The organism is Xanthomonas sp. fls2-241-TYG-148 (assembly GCF_030208815.1).
Taxonomy (GTDB): domain Bacteria; phylum Pseudomonadota; class Gammaproteobacteria; order Xanthomonadales; family Xanthomonadaceae; genus Xanthomonas; species Xanthomonas campestris.
On the sequence record NZ_JARVTE010000002.1, the window covers coordinates 1 to 12,748 of the forward strand.

Consider the following 12,748-nt stretch of genomic DNA (forward strand, 5'->3'; position numbering starts at 1 on the left):
CTTTTGGCGCATCCGCATAGTCTGCACTGATCAGAAAAGATCGTGAACAGGTTCTAAGGTCGGCTAACACAACATAGCGAGCAATCGTCAGCTGGGTGTGGATGGCGCGGGGTACATGTGGATTCCAGGCGCGGCTGCATCACTGCGGCACGTCTGGCAGCACCGCTGCTGGCACGTCCAGTGAAAGCCGCCAGCCCCCCACACGCACGCGGCGCGGCACGCCCTGCCGTTATGATCGGGGGCTTCCCCCATCCGGAGTTCCCGATGCGCATGACCGGTTTCTGGCGCCGCACCCTTTGCGCCGTGCTGCTCGCCCTGCCCGTGCTTGCCAGCGCGCAGACCGCGCCATTGACGGTGTTCGCTGCGGCGAGCCTGAAGGAATCGATGGATGAGGCCGCGGCCGCTTACGAACAAGCGACCGGCACGCCGGTCCGCGTGTCCTATGCCGCAAGTTCCGCGCTTGCGCGACAGATCGAACAAGGCGCACCGGCGGATGTGTTCTTCTCCGCCGATCTGGAATGGATGGACTATCTGCAGCAACGTGGGCAGGTGCTGCCTGCGCAACGCCGCAACCTGCTCGGCAACACCCTGGTGCTGATCGCACCGGCAACCAGCAAGGTGCGCGTGGACACGCGCCAGCCCGGCGCGATCGCCAAGGCACTGGGCAGTGACGGCCGACTGGCAGTGGGCCAGACCGCCAGTGTGCCGGCCGGCAAGTACGCCGCCGCCGCGCTGCGTGCGCTGGGCCAGTGGGAGGGTGTCAGTGCGCATCTGGCCGAGTCCGAAAGCGTGCGTGCCGCGTTGATGCTGGTGTCGCGCGGTGAGGCGCCGCTGGGCATCGTGTATGGCTCCGATGCACGCGCCGAGCCCAAGGTGCGTGTGGTCGCCACGTTCCCGGCCGACAGCCATGAGCCCATCGTCTACCCGGTGGCAGCGCTGAAAAACAGCCGCAGTCCCAAGGCCGCGGCCTTCGTGCAGTGGCTGGGCAGTGCACCGGCCAAGGCGATCTTCGTGCGTCGCGGTTTTTCGCTGAAGGACTGAGGCAGTCCGCGTGGCGATGTTCACCCCGGAAGAGCTGACCGCGATCGGTCTGAGTCTCAAGGTCGCGATCGTGGCGGCGTTGGCGAGCCTGCCGCCCGGCATTGCCTGCGGCTGGCTGCTCGCGCGGCGGCGCTTCCCGGGCAAGGCGCTGCTGGACGCGCTGCTGCATCTACCGCTGGTAATGCCGCCGGTGGTGACCGGTTACGCGTTGCTGGTGGTGCTGGGGACGCAGGGCCCGGTCGGCAGCTGGTTGCTTGAACACCTGGGCATCCAGTTCGCGTTCCGCTGGACCGGCGCGGCGCTGGCCTGCGCGGTGATGGGCTTCCCGTTGATGGTGCGGGCGATCAGGTTGTCGATCGAAGCCACCGACCGCCGCCTGGAAGCGGCGGCTGCCACGCTCGGTGCCGGCCCCTGGCGGGTGTTCTTCAGCATCACCCTGCCGCTGGCCTGGCCGGGCCTGGTGGCCGGTGTGGTGCTGGCGTTCGCCAAGGCGTTGGGTGAGTTCGGCGCAACGATCACCTTCGTGTCCAATATCCCCGGCGAAACGCAGACGCTGTCGTCGGCGATCTATGGCTTGATGCAGGTGCCCGGCATGGAATCGGGCGTGTGGCGGCTGGCCGGCGTGGCATTGGCGATCTCGCTGGCCGCGCTACTGCTCTCCGAGTGGCTGGTGCGCCGGCCGCATCCGCGCGAGGAGGTTTGATGCTGGATATCGATCTGCAGTTGCAACGTGGCCAGTTCAACCGACGCATCGTCATCCAGGACGACGAGCGCGTGGTGGCGCTGGTCGGCGCCTCGGGTGCGGGCAAGACCACCGTGCTGAATGCGATCGCCGGGCTGATGCGCCCACAGGCGGGGCATATCCATATCGACGGGCGTTGCCTGTACGACCATCAACGCGGCGTGGATCTGCCCACTCACCGCCGGCGCATCGGTTACGTGTTTCAGGATGCGCGCCTGTTTCCACACCTGGATGTCCGCCGCAACCTGGATTACGGGCGCCACGCAGGCGCTGCGGCGCGCTTCGGTTTCGACGATGTGGTGGCGTTGCTCGGGATTGCGCCGTTGCTGCAGCGGCGCACGCGCAATCTGTCCGGTGGCGAGGCGCAACGCGTGGCAATCGGCCGCGCCTTGCTGTCGCAGCCGGCGATCCTGTTGTTCGATGAGCCGCTGTCGGCCCTTGACCAGGCGCGACGCGAGGAGTTGATCCCCTATCTGCAGCGCGTGCGCGATGAGATCGGCCTGCCGATGCTGTATGTCAGCCACAACCCCGACGAAGTGCAGCGCATTGCCTCCAGCGTGCATGCGCTGGACTAACGCAGCCAACGCGCCACACGCGCATTGGGAAGATCACGCGGAGCACGCATGAAACGCTATCAGAAGCAGGATTTCCCAGTCGACCAGATCCGCCGTTTTCTCGAGCCAGGGCCGGTGGTGCTGGTGAGCTCGGCGCACCGCGGCCAGCGCAACATCATGACCCTGGGATGGCACATGGTGCTGGAGTTCTCGCCCTCGCTGATTGCGTGCTGCATCGCGCGCGGCAACCACAGCTTTGAACTGGTCCGTCGCAGCAAGCAATGCGTGATCAACCTACCGACGGCCGAGCTTCTGGACACCGTGGTTGCGATCGGCAACAGCAGTGGTGCGCAGATCGACAAGTTCGCGCACTTCGGGCTGACTGCAGCGGCAAGCACGCAGGTGGACGCGCCGGGCATCGCCGAATGTTATGCCAGCTTCGAGTGCCGCCTGCATGACGGGCGGCAGATCAACCGCCACAACCTGTTTGTGTGGGAAGTGGTGCACGCGCATGTGGCGCGCCGGCCTGCGGTACCGAAGACCGTGCATTACCGTGGCGATGGGCGTTTCATGCTCTCTGGCGCCGAGGTATCGCGGCGGCGCCTGTTCAAACCGGAGATGCTCTAGCCGCCTTGAAGCGGCTTGCCGTCAGCGGCCGACCTTGCCGGTCTGCACACTGACCTTGCCCTGCCGGATCTCGAAGGTGAAGGCAAATGACAACGTCACCGGGACAGGCTCCTGGCGCTCGGCGCCGGTGCAATCGTCCATGTCGGCCGGCTGCGCAACACCGGGAGCGAAAGCGCACAGCGCCGCAGGCACGAACTGCCACTGCTGCACGGTCGCACGCACTGCCTGCAGCAGATCTGCGTTGGCTGGCAGCAAGCCGGCAGCGCAGGCGTCACGATCGGACATCGGATCGACACGCTGCACAGTGCCGCTGGCGTCGAGAATGACGTGCGCGCACACCGTGGTCGGCGGCAGGCTGGTCCGCGCGGTATCGTGCGCCAATTGGGGAGCGTCGCTACGCAATGCGCGCGGCATGCGAAATCGCTGCGTCGGTGCCAGCACATAAGCGGCAATGGCAGCCGCACCCTCTGCCGGCGGTTGCGCCGCCAGCATGCGCTGATCCACCGAGGCTTCGCGTTGGGTCTGTTCGGTGATCTGCACGGGCCGGCTTGCGCAGCCGGTGATCGCGACGAGCATCACTGAGACATAGACAAGAGACTGCCGCATCTGTCAGCCCTTCTTCGCAGCGCATGCGGACGCGGCGCAGCGCGCAGGCTGCGCGCCCGCTGCAGCGTGCGCATCAGTGCCTGGTGGTGCAGCGACTTCGTCGGGCGGGTCCAACGCAAACTGCACCGGCACCTTTACGGTGGTTGGCACCGGCCTGCCGTGCACCTTGTCGGGCACCAGGCGCCACTGCCTGGCGGCAGCGAGCACCGCGGCATCGAACACACCGGCAGGCTGGCTGCGCAGGATGACGATCTGTTGCGGTATACCACTCGCATCCATGCGGATCTTCAATTCGACACTGCCCTCGAGCCCGGCATCCATCGCATCTTTCGGGTATCGCGGTGGCATCAACGTTGCGTAATCCAGCGGTGGACGTGGCGTTGATCCGGCGTGCGTGACGGCAGGCGTGTGCGTGGGAATCGCGGCCCACGCAGCGGCGCTGGCCAGCAGCGCCAGCAGCATCACCAAGGGCGTGTTCCACCGGCGCAGTGCTGCACCGGCCGTGCGGCCACGCGGTGCAAGCGCGCGCAATGCGGCGATACGCTGCACCAACGCATGCGGCGTGGTCCAGTGGCACACCGTCGCCGCCCCAGCGCTTCCGAAGTGGGTCTTGAGCATGGCGTCGGCATAGCGGCGGCGTAATCGTGGATGCCGTGCCAGCACGCCGGCATCGCAGGCCAGCTCCTGATCCAGGCGAAACGCGCGCCACGCCAGGTGCACCAACGGATTGCACCAGCCCAGGCATAGCAACGCGGCGGCGAACAGGTTTGCCTGCAGATCGCCACGGCGCAGATGCAGCCGCTCGTGCGCCACGATCAGTTGACGCTCCACGCCGCTGTAGCGCGTGGCGAAGTCGGCCGGCACGACGATGCGCGGCCGCCACACACCGAGCGATGCCGGCAGGCCGCAGTCATGACTGGCCGACCACACCGCGTTGCCCTGCGCCCGGAGTAGCCCGAGGCTGCGCACAAAGCGCGACTGCTGCCACCACAGCCACCCGGCCATTGCCACGGCGCCCACAAGCCAGGCAATGCCCAGCGCGCTTTCCCATGCGGGCGCGAAGACGGGCGTGCCGTGCGGTTGCGGAAGGATGCGCAACAGGGGCATCGACAACGCGGCAGTGGCGGCAGGTGGGCCGGGCACCGCCGCCGCCACGATCGCCAACGGCACGCAGCTCCACACCGCGTACGCCGCCGGCGCGCCTAGCCACGCGCGCACCGGCCGGCGCAGCAACAGGCACACGATCACCGCGATGGTGGTCGCCACGGCAACGCGCCAGGCGAATGCACTCAGGTCAGTGAGCATCATCGAGGTCCTTGATCAGCTGTTTCAGTTCTGCCAGATCGGACGCGCTGAGTTTGCCGCGCGCGCTGAAGTGCGCCACCAGCGGCGCGACACGGCCGCCGAATACCCGCTGCAACAGTCCTTCGCTCTGCTGCTGCACCCAGTGCTCGCGCAGCAGCACCGGCGCGTAGTGATACTTGCGCCCATCCTTGTGCGCCGCCACCGCCCCCTTGTTGAGCAACCGGTTGAGCAAGGTCTTGATGGTGGGCTCGGCCCAGCCGGTGTAGGCCAGGGCGGCCACCACCTCCTCGGCCGTGCGCGGCGCACGCTCCCACAGCACCTGCATCACAATCGCTTCGGACTCACTGATCGCCATGCGATTACACCCGTAATTTTTCTCGATTACGCATGTAATTTCAAACCCTGTCAAGCCTGATCGGTTGGCTTGTCCGGTACATACTGCAAATCACCGGACGCACCGCATCCGGCTCGGCTACCCTGGCTGGATGACTGAACATCTGACCGATCTGAGCGCCACGGTGGCGTGGATCCTGCAACGCATCGACGGCCCGCTGCGGGTGGGCGCGCCCTTGGGCATCGGCAAACCGCATCGGCTTTTGAATGCGCTGTATGCGCACGTGGTGGACCACCCATCGCGTCCGCTTGCGCTGTACACCGCGTTGTCGCTCAATCCGCCCAAGCCGGGCAGCGGTCTGGCCGCGCGCTTTGCCGGGCCGTTTATTTCGCGGCATTTCGGCGATGACTTCCCGCGCCTGGCCTATGTCGATGCCATGCTGCACGATGCCTTGCCCGCGCATGTGCAGGTGGAAGAGTTCTACATGCAGTCCGGCGGGCTGCTGCACTCCACCCAGGCGCAGGCCGACTACACCAGCCTCAATTACACCCATGCCGCTGCTGCGGTGGCGCAACGCGCGCCGAACCTGATCGTGCAGAAAGTTGCGCGCGAACCCGGTGGCACGCGGTTGTCGCTGTCGTGCAACAACGACATCACCCAGGACACGCTGGATGCGGTCGCCGCACTTGGCTTGCCACGTCCGCTACTGGTGGCCGAAGTGGATGCGGAGCTGCCGTGGATCGGCGGCACTGCGGCTGTGGATGCCTCGTTCTTCGACCTGGTGCTGGAGATACCCGGCCCGTCACCGCGACTGTTCGGGCTGCCGCGCCAGCCGGTCACCAGCACCGATTACGCCATCGGCCTGTATGCGAGCACGCTGGTTCGCGATGGCGGCACGTTGCAGATCGGCATCGGCACGCTCGCCGATGCACTCAGCCACGCGCTGGTGTTGCGACATACCGACAACGCCACCTACCGGCGCGTGTTGCAGGCGCTGGATCCAACGCTGACATCGCATCCGGCGGTGCAGGCCAGCGGCGGCCTGGAGCCATTTGCGATCGGCCTGTACGGCTGCAGCGAAATGCTCAACGAAGGCTTCAAACAATTGGTGGACAGCGGTGTGATCCGGCGCAAGGTCCATGACGATCTGGGCTTGATGCAGCGCCTGGCCGACGGCACCGCCGACGCTGCCGATGCAGCGCGATTGGCGGACGAAGGCGAATTCCTGCATGGCGCGTTCTATCTTGGCTCGCCGGCGTTCTACGCCTGGCTGCGCGCACTGGACCCCAAGCTGCGCAGTGCGATTGGCATGCGCCGCATCAGCGAGATCAACCAGCTCTACGGCGGCAACGAAGCGCTGGAGCGGCTGCAACGCCGCGATGCGCGTTTCTTCAACTCGTGCATGATGGCCACCGCCCTGGGCGCGGCGGTCTCCGATGGCCTGGAAGATGGGCGCGTGGTCTCCGGCGTGGGCGGGCAGTACAACTTTGTGGCGATGGCGCACGCCCTGCCGCAGGCACGCAGCGTCTTGATGCTGCGTGCCACCCGCGCGTCGGGCAAGGACGCTGCCAGTAACGTGCGCTGGAACTACGGGCACACCACCATCCCGCGCCATCTGCGCGATCTCTACATCACCGAATACGGCATCGCCGATCTGCGCCACAAGACCGATCAGGACTGCGTGCTGGAAATGGCTGGTATCTGCGATGCGCGCTTTCAGACCGCGTTACTTGCCCAGGCAAGGCAGTCACGCAAACTGCGGGATGTTCCTGAGCAGGCCGCACGCGCGCAACGCAACACGCCGCAGGCGCTGGAAGCGGCATTGGCGCCGTTCCGCCGCGATGGCAGCCTGCCCGACTATCCGCTCGGCAGCGACTTCACCGAGACCGAGCAACGCCTGTTGCCGGCGCTTGGCTGGCTCAAAAGCGCCACCACCGGAAAGACCGCTGCGCTGGCAACGCTGATGCGCGCGCTGCTGTCGCGCGCTGCAGGTGATGCCGCCTGCCTGCAGCGCATGGACCTGGCCACACCGCGCAGCCTGGGCGACCGCGTGCAGGCCAAGCTCCTGGCCTATGCGCTACAACAGACCAGGCAGCAGTGATGACGCAGCCCTGAGATTGCGACTGCATCGACGCTGGCCCTGTGACCGCTGACGCAAGACGGACACACGGTGGAAAGCATTGCGTCAAGCGCGACCGGGATGATGGCGACCACCTTCTTTCCGGCACCGCTGCATGCACTCTTTTCATGATGCGTTTTCTGCCCCGAATGCAGGCAATGACACTGAAGCGAAGCAGTTGCCCGCGAAGCGAAGAATCACGCTGAAAACAGCCGCGTTTGGCGTGTTACTGCTTGCCAGCGTGGCGGCGCAGGCAGAGCCGCGGCTCACCGACCTGCAGTACCTCGGAAGCCATAACAGCTACCACGCCGGCTTCGCACCCAGCGAAGCAGCGCTGCTGAAGCAACACGATCCCGCTGCGTTCGCAACGCTGGACTATCGCCATCCGCCATTGATACAACAGTTGAACGATGGCGTCAGGCAACTGGAGCTGGATGTGTTTGCCGATGCGCACGGCGGGCGTTATGCGCATCCGGCGATCGTGGAACAAATCGCCAAGGCCGGGCTGCCACCGGCACCGGCCAGCGCACCCGCCGGCGTCATGAGTAAACCCGGCTTCAAGGTGTTGCATGTGCAGGACGTGGACCAACGCAGCACCTGTCAGCCACTGATTGCCTGCCTGCAGGAAGTGCGCGCGTGGTCGCAGCAACATCCGGGACATCTGCCGATCTTCATCCTGCTGGAAACCAAGCAGTCACCGGTGCAGCTGTCGTTTCCCACGGTGCAGCCGGAGCCTTTCGATCGCAAAGCCATGGATGCGCTGGATGCCGAACTGCGCTCGGTCTTCCAACCGGGTGAGTACGTGAGCCCGGATGCTGTCCGCGGCACTGCACGCACCCTCAACGCCGCGGTGCTGGCGCACGGTTGGCCAGCATTGCGCGCCACGCGCGGCAAGGTGGTGTTCCTGCTCGATCAACGCGCGGCCGGCGCCATCTATCTGCCGGGGCACCCGTCGCTGCGCGGCCGCGTGTGCTTCACCAACGCCGAGCCCGGGCAGGACGATGCCGCGTTCACCGAACGCAACGACGGCCCCGCCGAGGAGATCACCCGCCTGGTGCAAGCCGGTTACCTGGTCCGCACACGCACCGATGCCGATCTGAAAGAGCCTGCACGTGGCGACACCCGCCGCCGCGACGCCATGCTGGCCAGCGGGGCGCAATTGCTCAGCACGGACTTCCCTGCACACGAGCCGGCCAGCAACGGCTATGTGGTGCGCTTCGATGGCGATGCGGTTGCGCGCTGCGCACCGCAGCTGCCGCGCGCGCACTGCGAGGGTGTCGATCTCACCCACTGACCGGCGCTGCCTGCCCGGCAGCAGTACCGCAGTGGCATGTCATCGGTCGCAATGGACAGCGTCGGCGATGCATTGCCTGTGCCCGCGTGATCGGGCCAGGCGCCCTCTCGTTCTCCACCTTGTGAGCTACCGCATGCAGCATCCCCGTTCCGCCCGCCGCCTGAGCTGCGCCATTGCGCTGGCACTGTCCGCACCCGTGTTCGCCGAAACGCCTGTACTCAGCACCACGACGATGGATGCGGTCACCGTGCAGGCCAAGCACGTCGCCACACCCGGCTCGTTCGACGAGCAACGGTTGTCCAGCAGCGTCAACAGCGTGATGAGCAAACAGCAGATCGATGCCATCCCCTCGGGCGGCATTGCCGATGTGGTGGCGCACATGCCGGGGTTGTCCGCGTATAGCGACATGCACCTGGGCCAGGCCACCACCGGCGAGAATGCGTATGTGAGCATCCGCGGCATGGATGCCAGCTACAACGCCTATACGCTCAACGGTGTCGGCATGCCAGAGACCGACTCTTCAACGCGCGCGATCTCGTTGAACATGCTGGCGCCGTTCGGCATCCAGTCGGTCCAGGTGTCCAAGTCGCCCACCCCGGACATGCCGGGCGATTCGATCGGTGGTGCGATCGACATGCGCACGCCCAATGCCTTCGACTTCGATCGCGACCTTTACGCCAAGACCACCGCGCAAGGCCAGTTCAACGCGCTGGCTTCCACGCTGGGCGGCAAGGACAGCGGCGGTACGCTGCAGCAGGAACTGGCCTGGAAATTTGGCGATGGCCATGCGTTCGGGGTTTACGCATCGGCCTACTACGGCAAGAACAACAACATGGCGCAGGCGCCTGCGCCCAACAGCAAATACGTGCCTGCCGATCCGGCGCTGGCCAATGCGACCGACCTGCGTACTGCAGGGCCTTTGATCAGCACCCGCTACAAGTACAGCCTTTACACCAGCCAGATCGAACGCTACGGCGGCAATCTCTCGCTCGACTGGCAGGGCGACACCAGTGCGCTCTACGCACGTGCCATCTACGGCAGCTACGGCGTCACCGGCCAGCAGGACCAGTCCAGCGCGCGCCTGGAAAGCTATCGCAACCAACCCACTGCCGTGCGTGGCGGTTACTTCAACACGCACGACATCGACGAGACACTGGCAACCTTGCAACTGGGCGGCAAGACCACGCTGGATCGCCTGCATGTGGACTACGGCGCCTCTGTCGGGCGCGGCACCCGCAGCCGCCCGGATTACGTCTCGGCGAGCCTGTACGGTTTTACCCCGGGCAGCTTCGCCTTCGATCTGAGCGACCCGACGTATCCGAGCATCGGCCCCAGCGCCGCTGCGTTGAAAGCGTTCTTCTACGACCTGGACGCGTCGCTGCTGTGGAAGGTGCAGGGCCATGATGCCGGCAGCCACGACAACCGCGTCAACGCACACACCGATATCGCCTACCAGGTCGATGGCGACCTGCTGGACAGCGTCAAACTCGGCCTGTCTGCCGACCACTCCGACCGCGGCGCCTACGACCATCCGTTCTTCCACAAGGATGGCAACTTCGTCACCAACGGCCCGTACTTCGGTGGCCCCAATTATGCGTTTCCCACGGCCGGTGGCCCGCCGCTGAGCGCCATCCCCGGACGCATGACCGGCAACGCCTTCAACGGCCACTACGCCGGGCCGTTCAAGCTGCTGGACCGCAACTGGATGCTGGCCCAAGCCCTGCCCTACAAGTACCTCAACGACCCCACCGGCGCCGGCGTCTACACCGCCAACGATTACAACGCCAACACCACCGCCAGCACCGAAGCAATCTATTCCGGCTATGCGATGGCGGCGCTGCACATCGGCTCGGTGAGCGTGCTGCCCGGTGTGCGCTACGAATTGACCCGCTACGCGGCAGATTCCTGGCAATCGCGTGGCGATGGCAGCACCGGTGAGTTTGTCGGGACAGGCAGCACTTATGGCCAGGTTCTACCCGGCATCAGCATCAATTACCGGCCCGACGACCTCACCGTGTATCGCGCCTCGCTGCGGCGCAGTTTCAGCCGGCCGGCATTCGGGCTGATTTCCGGCGAAACCGTGTATTCGATCGACGACACCCAGACCGTGGTCGGCATCTCCAAACCCAATCCCGATCTGCAGCCAAGCAAGGCAGACAACGCCGACCTGTCTGCCGAGTTCTACGACCATGACGGCGGCGTGCTCAGTGCATCCACCTACTACAAACGCATCACCGGTTTCATCTACACCTCGCAGTCGGCGACCAGCAACGACAACACGCTCGGCGGGCTGGTGCCGACCGGCACCACTTTCGAGAACGGCGTACCGGTGACCATGCCGCAGAACGGCGGCACCGCCACGCTCTACGGCCTGGAACTGGCGGCGAGCAAACGGCTGTTGGCATTACCCGGCATCTGGAGCCACTTCGGCATCAATGCCAATCTCACCCTGCAGCACAGCGCAGCCGACAGCAAACGGGCGGATCAACCGGAAAAGACCTGGTTGCCGCGCGCGCCGGAGCGCATCTACAACCTGGATCTGTTTTACGACGACAGCCATCTGCGTACCGACCTGAGTTACAACTACGCCGGCCTGCAATTGCTGGGGCTGACCACCGATCGGCTCAACTACTATCTGCAGCCGGTGAAGTCGCTGGATTTCAACGCCACCTATCACCTGCCCCACCATGTCGACGTGGGCGTGTCGGCGAAGAACCTGCTCAATGCGGCAACGTTCTACGAAACGCAGGGCACATCGAAACGCTACATGGCCTACGACCCCGGTGCCGACGGCGCCTACGTGCAGATCGGGCGGGCGTACATGCTGACGGTGGGATACACCTATTGACCGAGCGACGACGGGAAGACGCAGCGCTGGTCTTCCCGCCTTCGTGCGTGCGGTGGCCACGGCAATGGTCTGCGTGGAAATGTAGAGCTGCGCCGCCGCGCGCCGCACGTGCATGCCACTGATCGCGGCAATCAACCTGAGCGCGCGTTGTTTGGCGGCAGTGCTTGGGCAACGGGCGCATTGCCGCACGCGCGCGTCGCAGGCGTCGTTGATTTATGGCAGTTACTCCGGGTGCAGGGATTTCACGGCGGGTACGCAGCCCACTGCGGCAAGGTGCGTGCACGCCTTCTCTGGAACCACCCATGCCCTCACGTTTTCATGCTCGCGCCTGCTTGTTGACCCTGGCCCTGGGCGCGGCGCTGTCCTCGGTTGCGCAGGCCCAGCAGGCGGCCGCCGCACCTGCACCGATCAGCGCACCGACCACGGTAGGCACCGGACCACGTTCGGACCTGCACGCCCAGGTGCTGCTGGACCGCGCCCATTTTTCGCCCGGCCAGATCGACGGCCAGCGCGGCTCGAACCAGAAGCGCGCCATCTCCGGTTTCCAGGCCGCGCACCGCATCAAGGTCACCGGCGAGCTGGATGACGCCACCTGGCAGGCCTTGCAGGCCGACACCACGCCGGCACTGGTGCAGTACACGCTGACCGATGCCGACGTGGCCGGCCCGTTCCAGCCGATTCCCGACCGCCCCGCCGAGCAGGCGAAGTTGCCGACGCTGGGCTATGTCTCCATCGAAGAAGCGCTCGGCGAGCGTTTCCACGCCGACCCGGACCTGCTGCGCCAGCTCAACCCCGGCGTTGACCTGAGCAAGGCCGGCAGCGTGATCCAGGCGCCCAACGTGGACGGTGTGCCTGCGCTGAGCAAGCCGGCCAAACTGGTGATCGACAAATCCGATTCGACGCTGCGGCTGTTCGATGCAGAGGGCAAGGTATACGCGCAGTTCCCGGTGTCTTCGGGCAGCAAGCACGATCCGCTGCCGATTGGGCGCTGGAAGATCCTGGGCATTTCCCGCGACCCCAAGTTCCACTACAACCCCAAGCTGTTCTGGGATGCCAAGCCCGGCGAAGGCAAGGCCACGCTGCCGCCGGGCCCAAACAACCCGGTGGGCCGCGTGTGGATCGATCTGTCCAAGCCGCATTACGGTCTGCACGGCACACCGGAGCCTGGCCACGTTGGCAAGACCGAATCGCATGGCTGTGTACGCCTGACCAACTGGGACGTGGTGAACCTGGCCAGCGTGGTGGACGCCTCGGTGCCCGTGGTGATGCAGGAGTAAG

At 65.6% G+C, this 12,748-nt stretch carries 11 protein-coding genes and 1 other RNA gene; 8 read left to right on the plus strand and 4 right to left on the minus strand.

Going from position 1 to position 12,748, the window contains the following annotated elements; genetic code table 11:
* Positions 1 to 61: 61 nt before the first annotated feature.
* Positions 62 to 140, minus strand: a non-coding RNA gene (locus tag QRM60_RS04800) — sX9 sRNA.
* 124 nt (positions 141 to 264) lie between these two features.
* Between QRM60_RS04800 and modA the strand changes: the two genes are divergently transcribed.
* From modA to QRM60_RS04820, 4 genes are read left to right on the plus strand one after another with little or no spacing between them, the layout of a single operon-like run.
* Positions 265 to 1,041, plus strand: coding sequence for a molybdate ABC transporter substrate-binding protein (modA, locus tag QRM60_RS04805; RefSeq protein WP_285445724.1), 777 nt, complete (start codon positions 265 to 267; stop codon positions 1,039 to 1,041).
* Positions 1,042 to 1,057: 16 nt separating this feature from the next.
* Complete coding sequence (gene modB / locus QRM60_RS04810; protein WP_029217231.1) at positions 1,058 to 1,744, plus strand: molybdate ABC transporter permease subunit; 687 nt, start codon at positions 1,058 to 1,060, stop codon at positions 1,742 to 1,744.
* On the plus strand, positions 1,744 to 2,358 hold the full coding sequence (locus QRM60_RS04815) for an ATP-binding cassette domain-containing protein (RefSeq protein ID WP_285445725.1): 615 nt from the start codon (positions 1,744 to 1,746) through the stop codon (positions 2,356 to 2,358). The genes modB and QRM60_RS04815 overlap by 1 nt, the downstream gene beginning before the upstream one ends.
* 48 nt (positions 2,359 to 2,406) lie before the next feature.
* Entirely contained in the window at positions 2,407 to 2,964 is a 558-nt protein-coding gene (locus QRM60_RS04820) for a flavin reductase family protein (protein ID WP_285445726.1), read from the plus strand.
* Between the two features lie 21 nt (positions 2,965 to 2,985).
* On the opposite strand, the gene QRM60_RS04825 is transcribed toward QRM60_RS04820, so the two are convergent.
* The 3 genes from QRM60_RS04825 to QRM60_RS04835 are packed head-to-tail and all read right to left on the minus strand — an operon-like array spanning position 2,986 to position 5,230.
* Positions 2,986 to 3,570, minus strand: a complete 585-nt coding sequence (locus QRM60_RS04825; RefSeq protein WP_285445727.1) for a hypothetical protein — start codon at positions 3,568 to 3,570, stop codon at positions 2,986 to 2,988.
* A 3-nt stretch (positions 3,571 to 3,573) separates the two neighbouring features.
* Positions 3,574 to 4,875 (minus strand): TonB family protein, encoded by a 1,302-nt coding sequence (locus QRM60_RS04830; RefSeq protein ID WP_285445728.1) that lies wholly within the window; start codon positions 4,873 to 4,875, stop codon positions 3,574 to 3,576.
* On the minus strand, positions 4,865 to 5,230 hold the full coding sequence (locus tag QRM60_RS04835; protein WP_285445729.1) for a BlaI/MecI/CopY family transcriptional regulator: 366 nt from the start codon (positions 5,228 to 5,230) through the stop codon (positions 4,865 to 4,867). The genes QRM60_RS04830 and QRM60_RS04835 overlap by 11 nt, the downstream gene beginning before the upstream one ends.
* A 130-nt stretch (positions 5,231 to 5,360) precedes the next feature.
* Here QRM60_RS04835 and QRM60_RS04840 point away from each other — a divergent pair, with 130 nt between their 5' ends.
* The 4 genes from QRM60_RS04840 to QRM60_RS04855 all read left to right on the plus strand — a co-directional run bounded on the left by QRM60_RS04840 (position 5,361) and on the right by QRM60_RS04855 (position 12,747).
* Entirely contained in the window at positions 5,361 to 7,310 is a 1,950-nt protein-coding gene (locus tag QRM60_RS04840; protein WP_285445730.1) for an acetyl-CoA hydrolase/transferase C-terminal domain-containing protein, read from the plus strand.
* 133 nt (positions 7,311 to 7,443) lie between these two features.
* Positions 7,444 to 8,622 (plus strand): phosphatidylinositol-specific phospholipase C1-like protein, encoded by a 1,179-nt coding sequence (locus tag QRM60_RS04845; protein ID WP_285445731.1) that lies wholly within the window; start codon positions 7,444 to 7,446, stop codon positions 8,620 to 8,622.
* A gap of 133 nt (positions 8,623 to 8,755) precedes the next feature.
* Positions 8,756 to 11,470: a TonB-dependent receptor gene (locus tag QRM60_RS04850; RefSeq protein WP_115556661.1), complete on the plus strand. Its 2,715-nt coding sequence runs from the start codon at positions 8,756 to 8,758 to the stop codon at positions 11,468 to 11,470.
* Between the two features lie 302 nt (positions 11,471 to 11,772).
* Complete coding sequence (locus QRM60_RS04855; RefSeq protein WP_285445732.1) at positions 11,773 to 12,747, plus strand: L,D-transpeptidase; 975 nt, start codon at positions 11,773 to 11,775, stop codon at positions 12,745 to 12,747.
* Position 12,748: the final 1 nt, after the last annotated feature.

What these genes read in the sequence shown, in the direction of transcription:
- QRM60_RS04855 (WP_285445732.1), top strand. Translation starts at nt 11,773, where the DNA reads ATGCCCTCACGTTTTCATGCTCGCGCCTGCTTGTTGACCCTGGCCCTG.
- QRM60_RS04850 (WP_115556661.1), top strand. Translation starts at nt 8,756, where the DNA reads ATGCAGCATCCCCGTTCCGCCCGCCGCCTGAGCTGCGCCATTGCGCTG.
- QRM60_RS04835 (WP_285445729.1), bottom strand. Translation starts at nt 5,230, where the DNA reads ATGGCGATCAGTGAGTCCGAAGCGATTGTGATGCAGGTGCTGTGGGAG.
- modB (WP_029217231.1), top strand. Translation starts at nt 1,058, where the DNA reads ATGTTCACCCCGGAAGAGCTGACCGCGATCGGTCTGAGTCTCAAGGTC.
- QRM60_RS04845 (WP_285445731.1), top strand. Translation starts at nt 7,444, where the DNA reads ATGCACTCTTTTCATGATGCGTTTTCTGCCCCGAATGCAGGCAATGAC.
- QRM60_RS04830 (WP_285445728.1), bottom strand. Translation starts at nt 4,875, where the DNA reads ATGCTCACTGACCTGAGTGCATTCGCCTGGCGCGTTGCCGTGGCGACC.
- QRM60_RS04815 (WP_285445725.1), top strand. Translation starts at nt 1,744, where the DNA reads ATGCTGGATATCGATCTGCAGTTGCAACGTGGCCAGTTCAACCGACGC.
- QRM60_RS04820 (WP_285445726.1), top strand. Translation starts at nt 2,407, where the DNA reads ATGAAACGCTATCAGAAGCAGGATTTCCCAGTCGACCAGATCCGCCGT.
- modA (WP_285445724.1), top strand. Translation starts at nt 265, where the DNA reads ATGCGCATGACCGGTTTCTGGCGCCGCACCCTTTGCGCCGTGCTGCTC.
- QRM60_RS04840 (WP_285445730.1), top strand. Translation starts at nt 5,361, where the DNA reads ATGACTGAACATCTGACCGATCTGAGCGCCACGGTGGCGTGGATCCTG.
- QRM60_RS04825 (WP_285445727.1), bottom strand. Translation starts at nt 3,570, where the DNA reads ATGCGGCAGTCTCTTGTCTATGTCTCAGTGATGCTCGTCGCGATCACC.